The sequence below is a fragment of the Tatumella morbirosei genome, assembly GCF_000757425.2.
GTDB lineage: Bacteria > Pseudomonadota > Gammaproteobacteria > Enterobacterales > Enterobacteriaceae > Tatumella > Tatumella morbirosei.
Map to the genome: position 1 here is coordinate 251,640 of NZ_JPKR02000002.1, position 23,476 is coordinate 275,115.

The window sequence follows — 23,476 nt, forward strand, 5'->3', positions numbered from 1 at the left end:
GACTGATGACGGCTTTATTCCGATGGACCACCGGGCTGCTTATCTGCAGCGTGCTCTGTTTATCTGCACGTGCGGAACGTATCCGTGATTTAACCACCGTTCAGGGGGTCCGCGAAAACCAGTTGATAGGTTACGGGCTGGTGGTAGGACTGGACGGTACCGGGGACCAGACGACCCAAACTCCGTTTACCACTCAGACCATGACCAATATGTTGTCACAGCTGGGGATTACTGTGCCCGGAGGGACCAATATACAGCTTAAAAATGTGGCTGCCGTGATGGTCACTGCCAGTTTGCCGGCGTTTGCGCATCAGGGACAAAAGATTGATGTTGTTGTCTCGTCAATGGGTAACTCAAAGAGTCTGCGGGGCGGAACCTTGCTTCTGACACCGATGAAAGGGGTGGATAATCAGGTCTATGCGCTGGCTCAGGGGAATATTCTGGTGGGCGGTGCAGGTGCTCAGGCCGGTGGCAGCAGTGTTCAGGTCAATCAGTTAAACGGTGGACGGATTACTGCCGGTGCCATCGTTGAGCGGGAACTGCCCAGTGATTTTGGAACCCGTAATGAACTGGTACTGCAACTGAATCAGCAGGATTTCACGACCGCCCAGCGGATTGCGGATGTTATTAATCGTTATACCGGTTACCCGGCCGCAGCACCACTGGATGGAAGTACGATTCGGGTGAAAGCATCGCCTTCTCACACTCAGCAGGTAGAGTTGCTGGCGGGCATCCAGAATCTGGATGTCACAGTACCGGTGGAAGATGCCCGGGTGATTATCAACTCACGAACCGGGGCGGTCGTCATGAACCGGGAGGTTCAGCTCGGCACCTGTGCAGTGGCTCAGGGAAGTCTCTCGGTCACGATAGACAGGCAGCAGCAGGTCAGTCAGCCCGATACCCCGCTGGCCGGAGGCCAGACAGTCACTACACCGCGCACATCGATAGATATGCGACAACAGGGCGGGTCATTACAGCATGTACAGGCCAGCGCCAGTCTGAACAGTGTTATCCGTGCGCTTAATACCCTGGGAGCTACCCCGAATGACCTTATGTCTATTCTGCAGGCGATGCAGTCGGCCGGATGTCTGCGGGCGAAGCTGGAGATCATCTAATGAAGATCAGTGATACGGTGAGCAACCTGGCCTATGACAGTAATGCGCTGGATAAACTCAGACGAGAGGCCAGAGCACACCCCCGGACTCAGGCGATGGCGGTGGCCCGTCAGGTGGAAAGCCTGTTTATGCAGATGATGCTGAAAAGTATGCGTCAGGCCCTGCCTGAGGACCCGTTGTTTGGTAGCCAACAGAGTAAGTTGTTTACTTCACTGTACGACCAGCAAATTTCTCAGATGGCTGGCAACCGGGGGTTGGGAATGGCACAGATGATAGCCCGACAAATGATTCCTGCCGAAAAACCCGACGAACGGGCGGGTACTGTACCTATGCCACTGGGCACGGAGCGGCGGACCGTGGTATCACAGGCCTCCGCGATACAGCAACAGATCCGTGCGGCTGTGCCTGATTTTTCAACCGCGTCTGGCGGACCAGAAGAATTTCTGAAACGGCTGTTGCAGCCAGCGCGTCAGGTGAGTGCTATCAGTGGTATACCCCATCATCTGATCCTCGCTCAGGCGGCACTGGAAACAGGCTGGGGTCGTCGACAAATATTGCGTAATAACGGTCTGCCCAGTTTTAATCTGTTCGGTATTAAAGCAGGTAATGGCTGGCAGGGAGAAACCACCCGGGTGGTAACCACAGAATATCAGCAAGGGCAGGCGGTGAAACAACTGGCCAGTTTCCGTGTTTATCACTCATACCGCGAGGCTCTGGAAGATTATGCGCGGCTGCTGACCAGTAATCCTCGTTATCACCAGGTGACGACCGCAGATTCGGCAGAATCGGGGGCTCGTGCGCTGCAGGATGCGGGTTACGCGACCGATCCGCGCTATGCGGGTAAATTGATCGTACTGATCCGCCAGCTTAAACAAAACAGCCAACAGATGCTGCAGAGCGTCCCTCAGGATCTACGTGATTTATTCTGATTTTCATTCAGGTTCACTGAAAATTAACCGATAACTGTGAAAGGTAACCAGGTTTCAGGCCGGTGACGGCTTGTCGCAACATCAATTTCCGGAGACAACCATGTCAGCTCTGATTAATTCAGCAATGAGCGGGCTGAGTGCCGCTCAGTCAGCACTCAATATCACCAGTGCCAACATTAGTAATTATACCGTTGCCGGATACAACCGACAGCTGGTGCTACTGGCACAGGCGAACAGTACATTCAATGGTAATGCCTGGTATGGCAATGGAGTAAAAGTGGATGGTGTGCAAAGACAATATGATGAACTGATTAACCGTCAGTTGCGGGCTGCCAGCGCGCTGAACAGTGCTGCCGGTAGCCAGTATACCCAATTGTCGGGTATCGATAACCTGATGACCATGAACGGCAATGATCTGTCTAATGCTTTCCAGTCATTTTTTAAAAATATCCAGAACGTCATCGATAATGCAGAAGACCCGTCGGCGCGCCAGGCGATGTTCAGTGATGCTCAGTCACTGGCCGGGCAGCTGCGTACCATGCAGCAATACCTGGATAACCTGCAAACCAATACCAATGATCAAATCAGCGATACGATTAGTGCTGTCAATAATTATACCCGGCAAATTGCTTCACTCAATAAACAGATAGCCAGGCTGTCCGGTCACGGTGAAGCCCCGAATAATTTGCTGGACCAGCGGGATCAACTGGTGAGTGAACTCAACAGCATGACTGCAGTGAATGTTTCGATGCAGGACGGCAATATGGTGGTGTCGTTGCCAAACGGTCTGACGTTGGTCAATGGTGATCAGACCACGCAGATGAAAGCCATGCCATCGGCGGCAGACCCAACCCGACTGGTGCCAGGCTATACCGATAAAACGGCGGGAGATACTGAACTTCCGGATAAATTATTTAGCGGGGGTTCTTTGAGCGGGTTGCTTAAATTCCGCAGCGAAGATCTGGCTAAGGTACAGAGTCAGTTGGGACAAATGGCGGTGACCTTTGCTACCCGGATGAATCAGATCCAGCATCAGGGTTTTGACAGTGAGGGGAATGAAGGGAGTGATTTCTTTACCGTTGGCTCACCGGTAATTTTCGGTAACAGTAAAAACAGTTCTGATACCTCTGTCAGCGCGGTGTATTCAGATACCAGTGCCCTGCAGGCTTCTGATTATCGTGTCGCTTATCAGGGCGGACAGTGGACGGTGACCCGGCTCTCAGATAATCAAACACTCACCCCAAAGATAAGTAATGAGCAGGGACAAACCCATTTATCATTTGACGGGCTGGATTTGACCGTTAAGGGTTCTCCGGCCGAAAAAGACAGCTTTCTGGTGAAACCCCTCAGTGAGGCTGGCCGGGATTTCACCGTGGCCCTGACCAGTGGTTCTCAGATTGCTGCGGCCGGGGAAACAGGAGCGGCCAGTGATAACAGTAATGTGAAAAAAATGCTGGAGTTGCAGGATGAAAAAATGGTCGGTGGTAAGGCCACTCTGACCCAGGCCTACGGCTCAATGGTTAGCTATGTCGGGAATAAAACCAGCAGTTTGCAAAGCAGTTGTGATACACAGCAAATGGTGGTTGATCAACTGACTCAGCGTCAGCAGTCGGTTTCCGGTGTCAACCTGGATGAAGAGTACTCCATGCTGATGCAATACCAGCAATATTACATCGCCAACACTAAAGTCCTGCAAACCGCAGATACATTATTCAATTCATTGATCGGCATAACCGGCTGATTCAGCGCTAACTTAAGGGAGGCAGAGTATGCGGCTCAGTAACAGTTTTATTTTTGCACGGCAGATGCAGGGGATGAGCAACGCGCAAAACCGTTGGCTGGAGAGCGGAATGCGGATTTCCACAGGAAAAAGGGTCACCAAACCCTCCGATGATCCTATTTCAGCGTCTCAGGCGGTTAACGTTTCTCAGACACAAAACAAAGATGCCCAGTTTGCACTGGCGCAGTCCTTCGCCAGTCAGTCCTTGTCTAATGAAGAAAATGCATTAAGCAGTGTCAGTGATTGTATTCAGACAGCGCTGACTCAGGTGATCTACGGTGCCACCGGGACATTGAATGACGATGACCGGGCCTCAATTGCTACGCAGTTGACAGGAATTCGCAATCAGTTGGTGAATCTGGCGAATACTCAGGATAGCAATGGTCGTTATATTTTTGCCGGGTATAAGACCCAGCAGCCGCCATTTGTTAACGATGGAGCAAAAGTGGTTTATCAGGGTGGGGAAGACGCTATCAGCCAGAAAGTCAGCAGCCAGCGAACGATGACTATCGGACATCCTGGCTCTCAGGTTTTTATGTCTCTGACCAGTAATGCCACGCCGGAGCCCGATGGTTCCGCCAGTGAAACCAGCGTTTTTAATATGCTCGATGCTGCTATCCAGGCGCTGAGCGTGCCACAGTCAGGCGCTTCTGACGATACGATTAAGCAGTTTGGTGAAAGCATGGATAAAGTGAATCGTGGCTTACATAATGCGTTAAATAATGTTCTGAGTGTGCGTTCAGAAATTGGCACCGAACTGTCGGAGCTGGATAAGCTGGACAGTCAGGGGCAGGATCGAAGTGTCATTCTCAGTGCTCAGATGAGCCAACTGACCGATGCTGATATTACTCAGTCGATCTCCGATTACACGATGCAGGAAACGGCTCTGCAGGCGTGTTATAAAACATTCAGTACCATGTCTAAGTTATCGCTGTTTCAGCTTAACAGCTAATATAAAAAAACCTGACCGGTAAGAGTCAGGTTTTTTTTGGCCGGGTGTGAATACCAGGGAGTATTACTGCACTAGTTCCCTGAGGCCTTAGTGACAGGTGCTGTCGCATGATGGCTGGCGGTGTGTCCACCGGCAGCACCTTTCCCTGCAAAATGATACACCGGACGGACCCAGTCACTGTGACGTGCTGGCTCAGCAACCCATTCAGGGGCCGGAGCCCGGGTCATTGGAGCCGTTGCGTGGAAACGAGGGTTAGTCGTCGGTATTGCCGTTGCATTGGCGGCTGGGACGGGTTTAGCTTCCTGTGGAGCCGGAGCCGGAGCCTCTGGCTCAGCACTGACCGGGGCCGGAATTTCGGTAACGGCAGGGCTGACACCTTCAGTCACAGCGGTTGTTGTCTCCGGTTGTGCTTCTGTCTCTTTCGTTTCAACTACTTGCGGTGAGCTAATCACGTCTTCCGGGACAGATTCTGCCGGAGTCACCGCTTCTGTGGTTTCCGAAGCCGGGACAACCTCAGTCCGGTCAGCCGCCAATGGCTGTCTGGCTTTTTCTGCTTCAGTAACCTCTGCCGTCGCCGGTTCAGACGTTTCATTCCCGGAAGTCGCTACCGGGTCAACGACCGGCGCGACAGGAGCTACCGGGGCCTCAGGTGCGGTTTCCACCGGAGTCATCTCTTCCTGAGCCGCAGGGGTTTCCGTCGGGATGGCCGCAGGTTCAGTAGCGAACGGCTCGTCATCCACAGGCGCTTCAGCGACTGCGGGTTCACTCTCCGGTTGCGGTGTAGAGACTTCAGTGGTTGCCGCAGCAGCGACCACCGGCTCAACGGTGGTTTCGTTCAGCGGTTTCTCCTGTACTTCCTCAGGCTGAACATGTTCATCCTGCTGAACCGGGGCTGAGTAACTGATCCATACTTTACCTGATGCTAATTCCGGGGAAGCAACTGCGGTTTCCAGCGGCATTGCAGACTGTTGCGGATAACGTTCATCACGGTAACGACGACGACGTTGGCCGCTGACACGCAGATGGCGTGGTGACCGACGCGAGCGACGAGGAATATTACCGTTGTTTTCACGATTATCCTGGCCATCATCACGGGTGTTTTCACCGCTAACAGCCTCATCGCTGACCGTTACCGTTTCGACCGGGGCGGTGACTTCAGCAGCGTGGGTGCTGTCCTGAGTATCTTCAACACCATAACGAATTTTCTGTGTCAGGGTACGCTGTTTACGGCGAACGCTGGTCTGCACCGGCTCTTCTGCAACAGCCTCGTTTGGCTGAACCTCTGCAACGACCGACGGTTGTTCTGCGGCAGTGGCTTCCTGCTGCTGACGACGCTCTTCCTGGCGACGACGCTGGCGTTCTGCACGCTGCTCACGGCGTTGTTGTTCGCGTTGCTGACGGGCTTCGTCGGTCAGTGGCGTATTCTGACGAGCTGGCTGTGACTCGTCACGATTCTCTGTGGCAGCATTATTCCGGCGGTTATTATTCCGGCGGTTATCCTGGCTGTTCGCATTATCGTTAGAACGAGTCTGTCCTGAACGTTCATTACGTTCATTACGGTCGTTACGCTCTGAGCGTTCGTTGCGTTCTGTTTTCTGCTCGCTGTTACGGTCAGTCCGGTCATTACGCTCGTTGCGGTTATTCCGGTTATTACGCCGACGATCATTACGGTTGGCCGTAGAAGACGTTTCGCTGCTGCGGGCAGGGGTTGCTACTTTAGCAGGCGCTTCACTGACGGCTTCTTTTTCAGCGCCGCCAAACAGATTTTTCAGGCCCTTCAGCAGACGACTAAAGATACAGTTGCCTTTGGTTGCAGGGGCTTTTTCTGTAACCACAGGTGTGACTGCCGGGGCTTCAGTAATCACCGGCGGTGCTTCGGTCATCGCAAAGGCTGCCAGAGCCGGTTGTTCCGGGCGACGGCGTTCAGCAGGCTCTTCATCAGAAATGGCAGCAATTTCGATTTCATGCAGTTTCGGCAGGTGATAGCTGAGGGTCTTGGTCTCTTCACCCTTGCGCACACGCAATACCGAATAGTGTGGAGTTTCCATCCGATCATCAGGAACGATAATCGCCCGCACACCCCCCTGACGGGTTTCGATAGCATTAACGGCTTCACGCTTTTCATTGAGCAGGTAAGAGGCAATCTGTACCGGCACAATGGCATGAACTTCTTTGGTATTCTCTTTTAACGCTTCTTCTTCAATCAGACGCAAAATTGACAGTGACAGCGATTCGTTATCACGGATAGTCCCGGTACCACTACAACGCGGGCAGACGTGATGACTGGACTCACCCAGTGACGGGCTCAGACGCTGACGGGACATTTCAAGTAAGCCGAAGCGTGAAATATGACTGATCTGAATACGGGCCCGATCCTGACGCACCGCTTCACGCAGCCGGTTTTCCACGGCGCGCTGGTGGCGTACCGGGGTCATATCGATAAAGTCGATAACGATCAGTCCGCCCAGGTCACGCAGGCGTAACTGACGGGCAATTTCATCGGCCGCTTCCAGGTTGGTATTAAAAGCGGTTTCCTCGATATCGCCTCCGCGGGTGGCTCGGGCGGAGTTAATATCGATGGCAGTCAGCGCTTCGGTACTGTCGATAACAATCGACCCGCCGGAAGGCAGACGGACTTCTCGCTGGAATGCAGATTCAATCTGCGATTCAATCTGATAATGACTGAACAGCGGGATCTCGCCGGTATACAGTTTGATTTTGCTGCTGAAGTCGGGACGGCCGAGGGCTGCGATATGCTGACGTGCCAGTTCCAGTACTTTCGGGTTATCAATCAGAATTTCACCGATGTCCTGACGCAGATAATCGCGGAAGGCGCGGACGATAACATTACTTTCCTGATGGATCAGGAACGGAGCAGGGCGGTTTTCTGCCGCTTTCTGAATAGCTTCCCAGTGTTTCAGACGAAAGCTAAGGTCCCACTGCAATGCCTCGGCCGATTTACCTACCCCGGCAGTCCGGACAATCAATCCCATGCCTTCCGGCAATTGCAGAGAAGAAAGCGCTTCTTTCAGTTCAGTGCGGTCATCACCCTCGATACGACGGGAAATTCCGCCTGCCCGTGGGTTATTGGGCATCAGCACCAGATAACTACCGGCCAGACTGATAAAAGTGGTGAGGGCTGCGCCTTTGTTTCCGCGCTCTTCTTTGTCTATCTGAACGATAACTTCCTGACCTTCACGCAACACATCCTTGATATTCGGACGGCCGTGCATGGAATAATTAGCAGGGAAGTACTCGCGGGAGATTTCTTTCAGAGGGAGGAAACCGTGACGTTCAGCACCGTAATCCACAAATGCTGCTTCAAGACTGGGTTCAATACGGGTGATTTTGCCTTTATAAATATTTGCCTTTTTCTGTTCATGGCCGGGACTTTCAATATCCAGGTCATACAGACGTTGTCCATCTACAAGGGCGACACGCAACTCTTCCTGCTGAGTTGCGTTGATTAACATTCTTTTCATTTTGAGGTACTCGTCATTTTCTCATAAGTGACTCAGCTGCGGGCATCATTGCCCTGGACGACGATTAACCGATGGCTCCGTGGCTTATTGCAATCACGTCAGCCTCACGGCTGTCGATCGCTAAAGGAGCGCAAAAAATGTCGGAGGTGAGGTTTCAGGCAGAAACCGCGACCAGATGAGGAGAAACCCACTATAAAGGCAGTGATACGTACACCCCACTACGTCCAGGCTACAACCCGCAGCCCGCTAAGTGCCTGATTAAACATTACGTCTTATGCCATTGCTGCGTGTCTGTTCAATCCGGCAAAAATTCTTCTTACATGATCTTTTTTCCCGGGCTTTCCCGGCAAAGATACCTGAGCATTATTCCATTGCTGATACGAATATAGCAAGGTGACTTTCACTGTAGAGATCACTTTATTTGTTATTTATTTGATCTTCCGGACGGCAATACCAGGATATTGCTTAAAAAGCCTGCGCTTTGCCGTTGTAACTGCCTGCAGCGTTGTCAGCGTCGACAAATAAGTAGCACCCGGCAGCCAGTCTCTATTACAATCGCACCCATGAAAAATGAGAACCCGGGCGTACAATTTGTCGCCATCACGGCGGAACACGCCGGACAAAGAATTGATAACTTTTTGCGTACCTTTCTGAAAGGGGTACCGAAGAGTATGATCTACCGTATTTTGCGTAAGGGTGAAGTACGGGTTAATAAAAAACGTATTAAACCTGAGTATAAGTTACTGGACGGTGATGAAATTCGGGTGCCGCCGATCCGTGTCTCTGAAAAAGAGGTGCCTGAAGTATCGCCGAAGCTGGATAAAGTGGCAGAACTGGAACGTGCTGTTATTTATGAAGATGATTCCATTCTGGTGCTGAACAAACCTTCCGGAACGGCGGTGCACGGTGGCAGCGGTCTGAGCTTTGGGGTGATAGAAGGCTTACGGGCATTGCGTCCCGAGGCACGTTTCCTGGAGCTGGTTCACCGGCTGGACAGGGATACCTCTGGCGTGCTGTTGGTGGCGAAGAAGCGTTCAGCACTGCGTTCGCTGCATGAGCAATTGCGTGAAAAAGGGATGCAAAAAGATTATCTGGCGCTGGTCAAAGGTCAGTGGCCATCCCATCTGAAATCGGTTAAGGCACCTTTGCTGAAAAATATTCTGCAAAGTGGAGAGCGGGTGGTGCGGGTAAGTTCCGAAGGTAAGCCTTCCGAAACCCGTTTCAAAGTGGAAGAGCGTTATCAGTTCGCCAGCCTGGTCAAAGCCAGCCCGATCACCGGCCGGACCCATCAGATTAGGGTACATACGTTACATGCCGACCACCCGATTGCCTTTGATGGTCGCTATGGAGACCGGGCCTTTGATCAGCAACTCTCTGATACCGGGCTTAATCGTCTGTTCCTGCATGCTGCGGCCCTGACGTTTACTCATCCTTCGACCGGTGAAACTTTGCGCCTGGAAGCGCCAATGGATGAAACTTTGCGTCACTGCCTGACGCGCCTGCGCCAGCAAAAGGGCTGACCTTCCACCCGGGAGGGGCCCTGCAGCCCTGTGATTTGTGATCTTCGACACTCATCCTGCCGGCTCCCCCTGAGGAAAACTCTGCCGGGAGGATGGCGCAGAGTGGCACCTGTGCCACACTGCGTCATCCCTCCCTGGCGGAGCCCTCTATGAAACCGTTGCTGTTATCGCTGCTGATATTGCCTGTTCCGGTGCTGGCTGACTGGAGTGCTGCGGACTTTCCTGCTTTCCGGCAGACCTTACCTGGCGTTTATGAATCTTCAGCCCACTTGTCAAAAGGTGTCCGGCCGTTAACCCTGAAACTGGATGATCAGTGCTGGCAGCCTGAGACTTCGGTCAGACTGAATCAGAGCCTTTCTTTACGAACCTGTAATGGCGTAGCTCCTTCATGGCATTTATATCGTGAGGGTGATTATCAGCTGCAACTGGATACCCGCAGCGGTACGCCGACAATGAAAATGACGGTACAACCGATAGCTTCAGCAACGTCGGCCGTCACGGTTGCGCGTTGCCTGGTCTGGGATGGTAAGCCACTGAGTATTGATGTCAGCAGCACTTTTGCTGAAGGTAGTCGGGTTCGTGAATTTTATAGCGGCGTGGTCAGTGTGGTACATCAGGGGCATATCACGTTACAGCCGGCTCCGGGCAGCGATGGTTTGCTGCTGCTTGAGGCCGCAGAAACACCGGGACCTGCCGCCTTTAACTGGCATAATGCGACGGTGTATTTTGTCCTGACGGATCGGTACGTCAATGGTAATCCGGCTAACGATCACAGTTACGGTCGGCAGAATGACAATATGCAGGAGATTGCTACCTTCCACGGCGGGGATTTACAGGGCCTGGCCAGTAAACTCGACTATCTGCAACAATTGGGAGTGAATGCGTTATGGATAAGCTCACCGCTTGAGCAGATTCATGGCTGGCTAGGGGGAGGGACCAAAGGGGATTTTCCGCATTATGCCTATCATGGCTATTATACATTGGACTGGACCCGACTGGATGCCAATATGGGAACAGGGGCCGATCTGAAGGCTCTGGTTGATGCTGCTCATCAGCGGGGGATCCGGGTGGTGTTTGATGTGGTACTTAATCACACCGGCTATGCCACTCTCGCAGATATGCAGCAGTTTGGTTTCGGGTCACTCTATTTAACCGCAGAGCAGCAACGTCAGGTATTAGGAAAAAACTGGACAGACTGGCGGCCGGGTAAGGGTCAGACCTGGCACAGTTATAATGACTATATCAACTTTTCGGATAAAGCCGGCTGGGACCGCTGGTGGGGCAAGCCGTGGGTCAGAAGTGATATCGGGGACTACGATTCACCTGGCTATGATGATTTGACCATGTCACTGGCCTTTTTACCCGATCTGAAAACGGAATCACCACAAGCGGTCAGTGTCCCCTGGTTTTTGCAGCATAAACCGGATAGCGGAGCAAAAACGATAGCGGGATATACGGTGCGTGATTATCTGACCCACTGGCTCAGCCAATGGGTGAGGGACTACGGCATTGACGGATTCCGGGTAGACACCGCCAAACATGTGGAAGGCGCCACGCTCAGGCAGCTCAAGCAACAGGCGACCACCGCACTGGCCGCATGGAAACAGCAACATCCGGCGGAAAAAATTGACGATTCTGCCTTTTGGATGGTGGGAGAAGCCTGGGGGCATGGTGTGATGCGCAGTAGCTACTACGACAATGGTTTTGATGCGATGATCAATTTTGATTATCAGCAACAGGCCGCCGACGCGGTCAACTGCCTTGCGCAAATCGACCCTGTCTGGCAACAAATGGCCGGTAAGTTACAAAATTTCGATGTCATGAGTTATCTGTCGTCGCATGATACGCGTTTGTTCCGTGAAGGTGGGCAACGGGCCGCAGAATTGCTGCTGCTGACCCCCGGCACAGTGCAACTTTTTTATGGCGATGAGACGGCCAGACTTTTTGGTCCGACCGGTTCTGATCCGTTACAAGGTACCCGTTCGCAGATGAACTGGCAGGATGTGCAGGGGAAAAGTGCGGCAACACTGGCGCACTGGCAAAAAATCAGTCAGTTCCGTGCGCGGCATCCGGCCATTGGTGCGGGCACCCAGACCACGCTCCCTTTAAAACAGGGATACGGCTTTACTCGCCAGCTTGGAGAGGACAAAGTGATGGTGGTATGGGCCGGACAGCAGTAACCTGAATGACCCGCGGCGGGATGTTTCGCCGCGGGTCACTGTTCTACAGGGCGTCCGGCAGGCAGGTGAGTGGGTCGAGCCCGGCCTCGCGCAGAAATCCGCACAGGGCAATTAACGGCAGACCGACCAGAGTGTTCGGGTCACGTCCCTGTAATGATTCGAACAGAGTAATCCCCAATCCTTCAGACTTAAAACTCCCTGCGCAGTTAAGGGGTTGCTCTCTGGCTATATAGGCCTCAATTTCTTCATCGCGCAGATCACGAAAGGTGACCTGGTAGGTTTCGCAGCATTGCCAGAACTGGCGACGGCGGGCACAGTAGAGCGCCAGTCCGGTATAAAAAGTCACACACTGGCCACTGGCGGCACGCAGCTGCTCATGAGCCCTGGCTGCGGTATGGGGTTTACCTAAAAAAGTGCCATTCAGGACGCCTGCCTGATCGGAACCAATAATCAGACTCTGTGGCGCACTGTCTGCCAGAGCCAGCGCTTTTTGTTGCGCCAGTCGGACCACCAGTTGTCCGGCCGTTTCTCCTTGCAGTGGCGACTCGTCAATGTCTGGAGAAGCGCAGGTAAAAGGCAGGCCGAGTTTAGCCAGCAAAGCCTGACGAAACGGGGAGGATGAAGCGAGTAGCAGGGGTTGTTTCATATTTTTTTCATAATCTGTAGCGAATTAGACTCAGTCATTTTAAACTAACGCCCGCTACAGATGCGAATATTGGGTGAAAGATGCCGTAATGCGGCCTTTTTCTTTGACTCTATGACATTACAAAGTTAATATGCGCGCCCTATGCAAAAGGTAAAATTACCCCTGACACTGGATCTGCTGCGTTCTGCTCAGAAGCGCCTTGATTATCACGGCGTGTATACTCCTGAAATTACGGAACGTATTGCGGCTTCGGTTGTGAGTGTGGACAGTGATGTAGAATGTAACATGTCGTTTGCAATCGACGAACAGCGCCTTGCGGTGCTGCAGGGGACGGCCAGTGTACAGGTCACCCTGAGTTGTCAGCGTTGCAACCAACCTTTTCCACATGCTGTGCACGTAAGCTATACCTTCAGTCCTGTGCGTAATGACGAACAGGCGGAGGCGTTACCGGAAGGTTACGAGCCAGTTGAAGTCGATGAGTATGGCGAAGTCGATTTGCTTGCGGTAATTGAGGATGAAATTATCCTCGCATTGCCAGTCGTTCCGGTGCATGATTCTGAACACTGTGAAGTGTCCGACGCGGATATGGTCTTTGGTGAACTGCCTGCAGAGGCTGAGAAACCAAACCCGTTTGCCGTATTAGCCAGTTTAAAGCGTAAGTAATAGGAGTAAGGTCCATGGCCGTACAACAGAATAAACCCACCCGTTCTAAGCGTGGTATGCGCCGTTCGCACGATGCGCTGACCACTACCACTCTGTCAGTAGATAAAGTTTCAGGCGAAACTCATCTGCGTCACCACATGACTGCCGACGGTTACTACCGTGGTCGTAAGGTCATCACTAAGTAATTTCTTGCTGCGACGCAAGGCGTTACTTTGACACGTTTGACCCTGGCAGTTGATGCTATGGGCGGGGATTTCGGTCCTCCCGTGACGGTGCCTGCTGCATTGCAGGCACTGGCCTCTCACTCGCAACTTGAACTTCTTTTAGTCGGTTTTCCCGACGAAATTCAGCCATTACTCGCCAGAGCAGATTCCTCGGTACATCAGCGGGTGACGATAGTCCCTGCCGAGTCTGTTATTGCCAGTGATGCCGCTCCCCCGGGGGCGATTCGTCACAGTCACGGCTCTTCGATGCGTATCGCGCTGGAGTTGTTGAAAGAGGGACGAGCATCAGCCTGTGTCAGCGCCGGAAATACCGGGGCACTGATGGGGCTGTCGACGTTATTGTTACGCCCGGCCGAGGGAATTCGCCGCCCGGCATTAGTGACAGTGGTGCCACATGTTCATCGTGGCCACACTGTGTTACTGGATTTAGGAGCTAATGCCAGTGCTGACAGCACGATGTTAGTACAGTTTGCGGTGATGGGTGCGGTTATGGCCGAGGAAGTGCTGGGAATACCGGCGCCCCGTGTCGCTTTACTCAATATTGGTCAGGAAGCCTGCAAAGGTCCGGAGCATATCCGAAATGCTGCGGTTACACTAAAACAGATGGAACAGTTAAACTATGTTGGTTTTCTTGAAGGTAGTGAATTACTGACCGGTAAGACAGATGTATTAGTTTGTGATGGCTTCGCAGGAAATGTCTCATTAAAAACCATGGAAGGGGTTATAAAAACATTTCTGAACCTGATGACAGGCACGGAACAGACAAAGAAGCGATCATGGTGGCGTCACCTGGTTGTTCGCAGTATGAAGGGACGTCTGATGAAGCGTTTTGGTGAAATCGACCCCGATCAGTATAACGGTGCATCCCTGTTGGGATTGCCCGGGATTGTTATTAAGAGTCATGGTGCCGCAAGTGAGCGAGCCTTTGCAGTAGCCATCGAACACGCAATTCAGGCGGTAATCCATAATATCCCTGAAAAAATTTCGGTTCGGCTTGATACAGTACTAGCCAGGAGTGACATAGCCTAGATGTTTAGCAAAATTATTGGTACCGGCAGCTATCTGCCAGAACAGGTCCGCACCAATGCAGACCTGGAAAAAATGGTAGACACTTCCGACGAGTGGATTGTCACCCGTACAGGTATTCATGAGCGGCGTATTGCGGCTGCCCACGAAACCGTTGCTACTATGGGATTCACTGCAGCGACAAACGCTCTGGAAATGGCAGGAATTACCGCCAATGACATTGGTCTGATTATCGTCGCCACCACCTCTTCCTCACATGCATTCCCGAGTTCAGCATGTATGATCCAGCAGCAACTGGGAATAAAAGACTGCCCGGCGTTTGACCTGGCGGCGGCCTGTGCCGGATTTACCTATGCCCTGAGCGTGGCTGACCAGTACGTGAAAAGCGGTGCTGTCAAAAATGCGCTGGTGATTGGTTCAGATACGCTGTCACGCACACTGGATCCTAACGATCGCGGTACCATCATTTTATTTGGTGATGGTGCCGGTGCTGTGGTGTTGAGTCAGAGCGAGCAACCTGGCATTATCTCCACCCACCTGCATGCTGATGGTAATTATGGTCAGTTGCTGACGCTGGCCTATCAGGATCGGGAGCATCAGGAAACCCCTTCTTACGTCACTATGGCCGGTAACGAAGTGTTCAAGGTTGCGGTGACCGAACTGGCACATATTGTGGATGAAACCCTGACGGCGAATAATATCGATCGCCAGGAACTGGACTGGCTGGTGCCTCATCAGGCCAATTTACGCATCATCAGTGCCACCGCCAAAAAACTGGGCATGGGGATGGATAAAGTGGTTGTCACCCTTGACCGTCACGGGAATACTTCAGCGGCATCAGTGCCGACCGCACTGGATGAAGCGGTACGTGATGGCCGTATTCAACAAGGACAGTTAGTATTGCTGGAAGCTTTCGGCGGTGGTTTTACCTGGGGCTCAGCGTTAGTCCGTTTTTGATTGACAGGAACTGAAAATGACACAATTTGCAATCGTATTCCCTGGTCAGGGTTCACAGACTGTAGGCATGCTGGCTGAACTGGCGGCGCAATTCCCGTTAGTCGAAGAAACTTTTGCCGAAGCCTCTGCTGCACTGGGTTATGACTTATGGCAATTGGTCCAGCAGGGACCTGCAGAAGAACTAAATAAAACCTGGCAGACTCAGCCGGCATTACTGGCAGCGTCGGTGGCTATTTACCGTGTCTGGTTAGCGCAAGGGGGGAAACAACCCGCACTGCTGGCCGGCCATAGCCTGGGTGAATATTCTGCACTGGTCTGTGCCGGAGTTCTGGATTTTGCAGATGCAGTACGTCTGGTTGAACTACGCGGCAAGTTAATGCAGGAAGCGGTGCCGGAAGGTACCGGAGCGATGCAGGCCATTATTGGTCTGGATGATGCAGCTATCCGCCAGGCATGTGAAGAAAGTGCTCAGGGGCAGGTGGTCTCTCCGGTGAACTTTAACTCTCCGGGCCAGGTGGTTATCGCCGGTAATAAAGAAGCGGTAGAACGCGCGGGGGCCGCCTGTAAAGCCGCCGGTGCAAAACGTGCGCTCCCTCTGCCCGTCAGCGTACCTTCACACTGTGCACTGATGAAACCGGCTGCAGAAAAACTGGCAGTCGCGCTGGAAAAACTAACCTTCAATGCTCCGCAGGTGCCGGTGGTTAACAACGTAGATGTGAAATGTGAACATACACCAGCCGCGATCCGCGATGCGCTGGTCCGCCAGTTATACAGTCCGGTCCGCTGGACCGAAAGTGTTGAACTTATTGCTTCCCGGGGCGTCAGCCAGTTAGTGGAAGCCGGACCTGGTAAAGTTTTGACCGGGTTAACAAAACGCATTGCAGATTCATTGACTGCGGTAGCCGTCAATGATCCGGCATCTTTAAATGCGGCCCTGACACAAGAATAAGAGGATAATCATGGACTTCAATGGTAAAATCGCCCTGGTGACGGGTGCGAGCCGCGGGATTGGCAAAGCCATCGCCGAAAAACTGGCCGCGCATGGCGCGACTGTCATCGGTACGGCGACCAGCGACAGAGGGGCTGATGATATCAGCACTTACCTGGGCACCTCAGGTAAGGGTATGACCCTGAATGTGACCGATGCCGATTCTGTGGAAACAGTTTTAAAAAACATCCGTGCAGAATTTGGCGAAATTGATATTTTGGTGAATAATGCCGGAGTTACCCGTGATAATCTGCTGATGCGTATGAAAGATGACGAATGGCAGGATATCCTGGACACCAACCTGACCTCTGTGTTCAGGCTGTCCAAAGCAGTATTGCGTGCTATGATGAAAAAACGCAGCGGAAGAATCATTACCATTGGTTCAGTTGTTGGAACAATGGGTAATGCGGGCCAGGCAAACTATGCAGCAGCAAAAGCAGGTTTGATTGGTTTTAGCAAATCACTGGCGCGCGAAGTTGCGTCACGTGGTATTACTGTAAACGTTGTGGCTCCGGGCTTTATTGAGACGGACATGACGCGAGCACTTAATGAAGAGCAACGTGCCGGTATATTGGCAGAAGTCCCCGCGGGTCGTCTGGGTGGCCCCGGAGATATTGCCAATGCAGTCGCATTTTTGTCCTCAGATGAGGCGGGTTACATCACTGGTGAAACCCTTCATGTGAATGGCGGGATGTACATGGTCTGATAACTGCGAAATTTATTTGCTTTTTTTGTGCAATAAAACGCAAAATAGGGCAAATCGTGGTTTGACCAGACCGGTTTTAGTTGCATCTTTTTCAACATTTTATACACTACGAAAACCGTCGCGAAAGCGAGTTTTGATAGGAAATTAAATAGTATGAGCGATATCGAACAACGCGTTAAGAAAATCATTGCTGAGCAGCTGGGTGTTAAAGAAGATGAAGTGACTAACTCTGCTTCTTTCGTAGAAGACCTGGGTGCCGATTCTCTTGACACCGTTGAGCTGGTGATGGCTCTGGAAGAAGAGTTTGATACTGAGATTCCAGACGAAGAAGCTGAAAAAATCACTACCGTTCAGGCAGCGATCGACTACATCAATAGCCATCAGGGCTAATGAACATCATCAGGCGGTCATTCGACCGCCTGAGTTTTATGTCCGCCCCCTTAGTGTTGTTTTTTTCCCCCTCTTTGGAGGACAAACGTGTCTAAGCGTCGTGTAGTTGTGACTGGTCTTGGCATGCTGTCTCCTGTCGGCAATACCGTAGAGTCTACCTGGAGTGCTCTCCTTGCCGGTCAGAGCGGCATCAGCATGATTGACCACTTTGATACCAGTGCCTATGCAACCCGTTTTGCTGGTCTGGTCAAAGATTTTAATTGTGACGATATCATTTCGCGTAAAGAACAACGCAAAATGGATATCTTCATTCAGTATGGAATTGCGGCGGGCGTTCAGGCAATGCAGGACTCAGGTCTGGTTGTTACTGAAGAGAATGCTACGCGCATCGGAGCGGCTATTGGTTCCGGTATCGGTGGCCTGGGGTTAATTGAAGAGAACCACTCTTCACTCACCAATGGCGGCCCGCGTAAAATCAGTCCGTTTTTTGTGCCATCCACCATTGTTAATATGGTGGCAGGACATCTGACCATTATGTATGGCATCAAAGGTCCGAGTATCAGTATTGCGACTGCCTGTACTTCAGGAGTTCACAATATTGGTCATGCGGCCCGGATGATTGCTTATGACGATGCGGATGTCATGCTGGCCGGGGGTGCCGAAAAAGCCAGTACTCCATTAGGTGTCGGTGGTTTTGGTGCCGCACGGGCGCTTTCGACCCGAAACGATGATCCACAGGGCGCCAGCCGTCCGTGGGATAAAGATCGTGACGGTTTTGTACTTGGAGATGGTGCCGGAATTCTGGTACTGGAAGAGTATGAACATGCGAAAAAGCGTGGCGCAAAAATTTATGCCGAAATTGTTGGTTTCGGGATGAGTAGCGATGCCTATCATATGACATCTCCGCCGGAAGACGGCGCAGGGGCTGCACTGGCTATGGCTAATGCCCTGCGCGATTCAGGCTTGTCAGTTGAACAGATTGGTTATATCAATGCCCACGGAACATCTACCCCGGCGGGGGATAAAGCCGAGGCGCAGGCCGTGAAATCAATTTTTGGTTCGGTTGCAGATAAAGTGATGGTCAGTTCGACGAAGTCGATGACAGGTCATTTGCTGGGTGCGGCTGGTGCAATAGAGTCGATTTTTTCGATTCTTGCGCTGCGTGATCAGGCCGTTCCCCCGACCATAAATCTGGATAATCCGGACGAAGGTTGTGATCTGGACTTTGTTCCTCATACTGCCCGCCAGGTCAGTGGAATGGAATACACACTGTGTAATTCATTCGGATTCGGCGGTACTAACGGTTCGGTAATTTTCCGTAAAATCTGATCCGTCTGTTAACCTGTCAGGCCCGCTTTGCGGGCCTTTTTTTTGCCTTTGGCGCTTTCGATTATTAACCTGAGTGACCAGGCTGCAAGGAGAAAACCGTGATACTGGTTGACGGAACTGAAACCGATAATATTTCTGTGACTGACCGGGGGTTACAATTCGGTGATGGCTGTTTTACAACTGCTTTGGTATTAAATGGCCAGGTTGTCAGAATCAATGATCACTTGCTACGTCTACAGGAAGCCTGCCTCAGGCTGGCAATTCCATTCAGCGACTGGTCTGTAACTGAGCAGGAAATGCAACGTCTGGCGGCAGGCCATTCGCGGGGTGTGGTAAAAGTTCTCATCAGCCGTGGGTCCGGTGGTCGTGGCTACGCCGTGAGTGGTTGCGACCACCCACGGCGTATTATCAGCGTCTCAGCTTATCCTGTGCACTACACGCAGTGGCGGGAACAGGGAATACGACTGGCAACATCGCCTGTCCGACTGGGGCTGAATCCGGCCCTGGCGGGGATCAAGCACCTTAACCGGCTGGAACAGGTACTTATTCGCCAGTTTATAGACAGTGTCGGAGTTGATGAGGCATTGGTACTGGATTACCACGGTCGAATTATTGAGTGTTGTACCGCCAACATATTTTGGCGCTGTGGTGAGGAAATATTGACCCCACGACTGGACGAAGCAGGTGTGGACGGTACAATGCGGCGTTATCTTATTCGTCTGCTGACAGCGCAAGGATATGCTGTGCAACAGGTAGCCGCAGATGCCAGCGTTTTACAGGCGGCTGATGAAGTGTTTATTTGCAACTCATTAATGCCGGTTGTCCCTGTCATCAGTATTGATGGCCAGAATTATGCCCCCGGCAGGCTGACACGCAAACTTTCAGAAACAGGGAATACACCAGGGTAAGCATGCACAAAAAAATAAAATCGACACTCGCTACAGTGATTATTGTTGGAGCAATAGTTGGCGGCGGTATCTGGAAAACCCGGCAATTTGCCGGCTCGCCGTTATTAATCACAGGGCAGACGATTTATACTCTCCCGGCAGGTACCGGGCGGGTTGCTTTGGAACAACAACTTGAACAACAGAAAATTATTCCTGAAAGCTTCTGGTTCAGTTGGCTGCTTAAGGCCGAACCTGAACTGGCTCGATTCAAGGCCGGAACATACCGGCTGGAACCCGGAATGACGGTCAGGGGTTTACTGCAATTGCTCGCCAGTGGTAAAGAAGCTCAGTTTCCGGTACGTTTTATTGATGGTCAGCGCCTGAGTGAGTGGCTGAAGACATTACGGGATGCACCTTATCTGAAACACCAACTGCCGGACGACCAGTTGTCAACCGTTGCCAAAGCCTTGAAATTACCTTCCGATGATCCTGAAGGCTGGTTCTACCCGGATACCTATCTTTATACCGCTCATATGAGTGATATTGCATTGCTGACTCAGGCACATCAGCGTATGGAAAAGCTGGTGGATCAGGTATGGGCACAGCGTGCCCCGGGTCTGCCCTATGCTGACAAAAACCAGTTGGTCACCATGGCTTCGATAATCGAAAAAGAGACGGCCCTGAGTGATGAACGTGAAAAAATTGCCTCAGTGTTTGTCAACCGGCTACGGATGGGGATGAAACTGCAAACCGACCCGACAGTGATCTACGGGATGGGCGATAACTATCATGGTGTGTTGACCCGCAAGGATCTTGAAACCCCGACGGCGTATAACACCTACGTCATTCCGGGTCTGCCCCCGGGACCGATAGCGATTCCGGGCAAAGCCTCACTGGAAGCCGCGGCACATCCGCTAACCACGAATTACCTTTATTTTGTCGCCAATGGCAGTGGGGGACACACGTTTTCTACTAATCTCGCCAGCCACAACCGGGCAGTTCAGGCCTGGCGAACACTGGAAGATAAACAGGCCACGGCTTCGCCAGCACCGATGGCGGAAAAAAGTGCCACAGAAAAAACTGAGCCGCAGAGTGCCGGCGACGGGAAATCATTAACTTCCGGGACAACCCGTGATAACGTTTCTGCCGGCAGCGATCCTCAGAAAACTACGTCCGCTGATGACAGCCGGCAAACTGATTCCCCGCCGGCGGCTGGACAGGATAAGAAAACTATAAATGAAAAATAAATTTATTGTTATTGAAGGGCTTGAAGGCGCAGGGAAAACTTCGGCCCGCGATTTATTGCTGGAAATACTTGCACAACACGGTATTACGGAGGTGGTACTGACCCGGGAACCGGGCGGTACGCCGTTAGCCGAACAATTACGTACTCTGATTAAGCAGGGTGTCAGTGATGAACCGGTGACTGATAAAGCGGAATTACTGATGCTTTACGCGGCACGGGTTCAACTGGTGGAAAATATTATCAAACCGGCGCTCCGTCGGGGGGCATGGGTGGTAGGCGATCGCCATGATCTTTCTTCCCGTGCCTATCAGGGCGGAGGACGTGGGTTCGATCAGCGACTGATGGATACACTGCGTCAGGCGGTACTGGGCGATTTTAAACCGGATCTGACTCTGTACCTGGACGTGACCCCGGAAATTGGTTTACAACGTGCCCGCAGCCGTGGCGAACTGGATCGTATCGAACAAGAGTCACTGGATTTTTTCCGTCGTACCCGGGCTCGGTACCTCGAAATTGCAGCCACCGATCCGACGATTCGTACCATTGATGCTAATGGCACGCCGCAACAGGTCAGAGCGGCATTAACCGAAACCCTCACCCACTGGCTGACGGAAAACTGCTGATGCAATGGTACCCGTGGCTTAATGCCTCTTATAAACATATTATCAGTCAGCATCAGGCCGGCAGGGCACATCACGCCCTGTTAGTTCAGTCTTTGCCCGGAATGGGGGACAGCGCCCTGGTCTGGGGAGTGTCGCGCTGGCTGATGTGTACCCAGCCGACAGGAATGAAGAGCTGTGGTGAGTGTCATGGTTGCCAGTTAATGGCTGCATATAATCACCCCGACTGGTATTCCCTGACCGCAGAGAAAGGTAAATCTTCGATCGGTGTTGATGCCATACGGCAGGTCACCGATAAACTGTATCATTTTGCCCAGCAAGGTGGCGCTAAAGTCATCCATATTCCTGTGGCAGAGCAGTTAACCGAAGCGGCAGCTAACGCATTGCTGAAAACACTCGAAGAGCCCCCGGCAAATTGCTGGTTCTTTCTCAGCACCCATCAGCCCTCTGCCTTACCCGCAACCTTACGCAGCCGTTGTATGACACTGCACCTGTCGGTCCCCGCAGAGCAGCAGAGTCTGCACTGGCTGGCGGGACAGACGACTCAGCAGGAGTCTGATACACAGACCGCTCTCCGTCTGGCGGGGGGCGCTCCGGCGGCAGCGCTGGAGATGCTGACCGGCAGTCAGTGGCAACAGCGCAACAAACTGTGCCAGGTGCTGATTGAGTCACTACCGGATAACACCCTGGCGCTGCTTCCGTTACTCAGTCAGGATGATGTGGCTTTGCGTATACACTGGCTGATGGCCTTGCTGCTGGACGCGGTCAAGTATCATCAGCAGAACCTGCGCTGGATGACCAATATCGATCAACAACCGTTGGTCGCAAAACTAGCCGCCCTGATGCCGGTGGCTGTACTGCATCATAGCCTGAGCCTGTGGATGCAATGCCGTCATCATATTCTTGAAACCCCATCCGTAAATCATGAATTGTTAGTCACTGAAGCTCTGCTGGACTGGGAACAGTCCTTTCATGCAGGCTGAAAGGCGTTAAATAAGTAAGAGAGCAGATTATGTTTTTAGTCGATTCCCATTGTCATCTTGATTGTCTGGATTATGAAAAGGAACACAGCAATCTGGACGATGTGATCAGTAAGGCTGCCGGGCAGGATGTCCGTTTTATGCTGGCTGTGGCAACCACCCTGCAGGGATTCACCGGACTGAAAGCGCTGGTCAGTCAACGGCCGGAAATCGCGCTGTCATGCGGGGTGCACCCGCTGAATATGGAACAACCGTACCAGCAGGAGACCTTGTTGCAGCTGGCTGCTGACCCACAGGTGGTGGCACTGGGTGAAACCGGTCTGGATTATTTTTACCAGAAGGAAGTTGAACAGCAGCGGGAACAACAGCTCTCGTTTCGTCAGCACATTCGGGTCGGACGGCAACTGAATAAACCGGTGATTGTCCATACCCGTGATGCCAGGGAAGATACACTGGCGTTACTGCGTGAAGAGAAAGCAGAAGAGTGTGGCGGTGTGCTGCATTGTTTTACTGAAGACAAACAGACAGCGGCACAACTGCTGGATATAGGCTTTTATATTTCGTTCTCCGGAATGGTTACTTTCCGTAATGCAGAGCAGATTCGTGAAGCTGCCCGCTATATCCCACTGGACAGAATCCTTGTGGAAACCGACTCTCCGTATCTGGCCCCTGTACCACACCGCGGTAAACCCAACCAGCCGGCGTATACCCGCGACGTGGCAGAGTATATGGCGGAACTGAAAGGGGTGGATATCGATACCCTGGCACGGCAGACAACTGAAAACTTTTCACGCCTGTTCCATATTCCGATGGACAGATTGGGGGCCTGAGTCTGGCCGCTACGGGGCCTGTCCAG

At 52.3% G+C, this 23,476-nt stretch carries 20 protein-coding genes and 1 pseudogene; 19 read left to right on the forward strand and 2 right to left on the reverse strand.

All coding sequences use genetic code 11. The features are described 5' to 3' along the window. Positions 1-5: 5 nt before the first annotated feature. From HA49_RS02255 to flgL, 4 genes are all read left to right on the forward strand, one after another. Positions 6-1,115 (forward strand): flagellar basal body P-ring protein FlgI, encoded by a 1,110-nt coding sequence (locus HA49_RS02255; RefSeq protein ID WP_038020056.1) that lies wholly within the window; start codon positions 6-8, stop codon positions 1,113-1,115. Next, on the forward strand, positions 1,115-2,044 hold the full coding sequence (gene flgJ / locus HA49_RS02260) for a flagellar assembly peptidoglycan hydrolase FlgJ (RefSeq protein WP_038020058.1): 930 nt from the start codon (positions 1,115-1,117) through the stop codon (positions 2,042-2,044). The genes HA49_RS02255 and flgJ overlap by 1 nt, the downstream gene beginning before the upstream one ends. Positions 2,045-2,144: 100 nt before the next feature. Continuing rightward, on the forward strand, positions 2,145-3,785 hold the full coding sequence (gene flgK / locus HA49_RS02265) for a flagellar hook-associated protein FlgK (protein WP_038020061.1): 1,641 nt from the start codon (positions 2,145-2,147) through the stop codon (positions 3,783-3,785). A gap of 28 nt (positions 3,786-3,813) precedes the next feature. Then, positions 3,814-4,776 carry a flagellar hook-associated protein FlgL gene (gene flgL, locus HA49_RS02270; protein ID WP_038020064.1) on the forward strand — a complete coding sequence of 321 codons (963 nt, stop codon included), beginning with the start codon at positions 3,814-3,816 and terminating at the stop codon, positions 4,774-4,776. A 71-nt stretch (positions 4,777-4,847) separates the two neighbouring features. Here flgL and rne read toward each other — a convergent pair whose 3' ends face one another. Next, the gene (gene rne, locus HA49_RS02275) at positions 4,848-8,258 is read right to left on the reverse strand and encodes a ribonuclease E (protein WP_038020065.1); all 3,411 of its coding nucleotides are present in this window, start codon (positions 8,256-8,258) and stop codon (positions 4,848-4,850) included. Between the two features lie 563 nt (positions 8,259-8,821). Here rne and rluC point away from each other — a divergent pair. Then, positions 8,822-9,778: a 23S rRNA pseudouridine(955/2504/2580) synthase RluC gene (gene rluC, locus HA49_RS02280; protein ID WP_038020067.1), complete on the forward strand. Its 957-nt coding sequence runs from the start codon at positions 8,822-8,824 to the stop codon at positions 9,776-9,778. A 149-nt stretch (positions 9,779-9,927) separates the two neighbouring features. Continuing rightward, positions 9,928-11,958 carry an alpha-amylase gene (locus HA49_RS02285; RefSeq protein ID WP_038020402.1) on the forward strand — a complete coding sequence of 677 codons (2,031 nt, stop codon included), beginning with the start codon at positions 9,928-9,930 and terminating at the stop codon, positions 11,956-11,958. A 43-nt stretch (positions 11,959-12,001) separates the two neighbouring features. On the opposite strand, the gene HA49_RS02290 is transcribed toward HA49_RS02285, so the two are convergent. Further along, positions 12,002-12,604 (reverse strand): Maf family protein, encoded by a 603-nt coding sequence (locus HA49_RS02290; RefSeq protein ID WP_038020069.1) that lies wholly within the window; start codon positions 12,602-12,604, stop codon positions 12,002-12,004. Positions 12,605-12,745: 141 nt separating this feature from the next. Between HA49_RS02290 and yceD the strand changes: the two genes are divergently transcribed. The 13 genes and pseudogenes from yceD (at position 12,746) to HA49_RS02355 (ending at position 23,450) form a co-directional block, all read left to right on the forward strand. Then, positions 12,746-13,267, forward strand: a complete 522-nt coding sequence (gene yceD, locus HA49_RS02295) for a 23S rRNA accumulation protein YceD (protein WP_038020070.1) — start codon at positions 12,746-12,748, stop codon at positions 13,265-13,267. A 14-nt stretch (positions 13,268-13,281) separates the two neighbouring features. Further along, positions 13,282-13,452 carry a 50S ribosomal protein L32 gene (gene rpmF, locus HA49_RS02300; protein WP_025901766.1) on the forward strand — a complete coding sequence of 57 codons (171 nt, stop codon included), beginning with the start codon at positions 13,282-13,284 and terminating at the stop codon, positions 13,450-13,452. A gap of 27 nt (positions 13,453-13,479) precedes the next feature. Beyond that, a complete protein-coding gene (gene plsX / locus HA49_RS02305) occupies positions 13,480-14,520 on the forward strand; it encodes a phosphate acyltransferase PlsX (protein WP_038020073.1) in 1,041 nt (346 codons plus the stop codon). Next, entirely contained in the window at positions 14,521-15,474 is a 954-nt protein-coding gene (locus HA49_RS02310) for a beta-ketoacyl-ACP synthase III (protein WP_038020075.1), read from the forward strand. 16 nt (positions 15,475-15,490) lie between these two features. Then, the gene (gene fabD, locus HA49_RS02315; RefSeq protein ID WP_038020077.1) at positions 15,491-16,423 is read left to right on the forward strand and encodes an ACP S-malonyltransferase; all 933 of its coding nucleotides are present in this window, start codon (positions 15,491-15,493) and stop codon (positions 16,421-16,423) included. A 10-nt stretch (positions 16,424-16,433) separates the two neighbouring features. Beyond that, positions 16,434-17,168, forward strand: a complete 735-nt coding sequence (fabG, locus tag HA49_RS02320; protein WP_038020080.1) for a 3-oxoacyl-ACP reductase FabG — start codon at positions 16,434-16,436, stop codon at positions 17,166-17,168. Between the two features lie 153 nt (positions 17,169-17,321). Then, complete coding sequence (acpP, locus tag HA49_RS02325; RefSeq protein WP_025901771.1) at positions 17,322-17,558, forward strand: acyl carrier protein; 237 nt, start codon at positions 17,322-17,324, stop codon at positions 17,556-17,558. An 87-nt stretch (positions 17,559-17,645) separates the two neighbouring features. Next, a complete protein-coding gene (gene fabF, locus HA49_RS02330) occupies positions 17,646-18,887 on the forward strand; it encodes a beta-ketoacyl-ACP synthase II (protein WP_038020084.1) in 1,242 nt (413 codons plus the stop codon). Between the two features lie 98 nt (positions 18,888-18,985). Beyond that, positions 18,986-19,795 (forward strand): aminodeoxychorismate lyase, encoded by an 810-nt coding sequence (gene pabC / locus HA49_RS02335; RefSeq protein WP_038020087.1) that lies wholly within the window; start codon positions 18,986-18,988, stop codon positions 19,793-19,795. A 2-nt stretch (positions 19,796-19,797) separates the two neighbouring features. Next, positions 19,798-20,802, forward strand: a pseudogene (gene mltG / locus HA49_RS02340) (endolytic transglycosylase MltG); the annotation flags it as partial. A 208-nt stretch (positions 20,803-21,010) separates the two neighbouring features. Continuing rightward, positions 21,011-21,643, forward strand: a complete 633-nt coding sequence (gene tmk, locus HA49_RS02345; RefSeq protein WP_038020089.1) for a dTMP kinase — start codon at positions 21,011-21,013, stop codon at positions 21,641-21,643. Further along, a complete protein-coding gene (gene holB, locus HA49_RS02350) occupies positions 21,643-22,623 on the forward strand; it encodes a DNA polymerase III subunit delta' (RefSeq protein ID WP_038020092.1) in 981 nt (326 codons plus the stop codon). The genes tmk and holB overlap by 1 nt, the downstream gene beginning before the upstream one ends. 29 nt (positions 22,624-22,652) lie before the next feature. After that, the gene (locus tag HA49_RS02355; RefSeq protein ID WP_038020096.1) at positions 22,653-23,450 is read left to right on the forward strand and encodes a metal-dependent hydrolase; all 798 of its coding nucleotides are present in this window, start codon (positions 22,653-22,655) and stop codon (positions 23,448-23,450) included. Positions 23,451-23,476 lie beyond the last annotated feature (26 nt).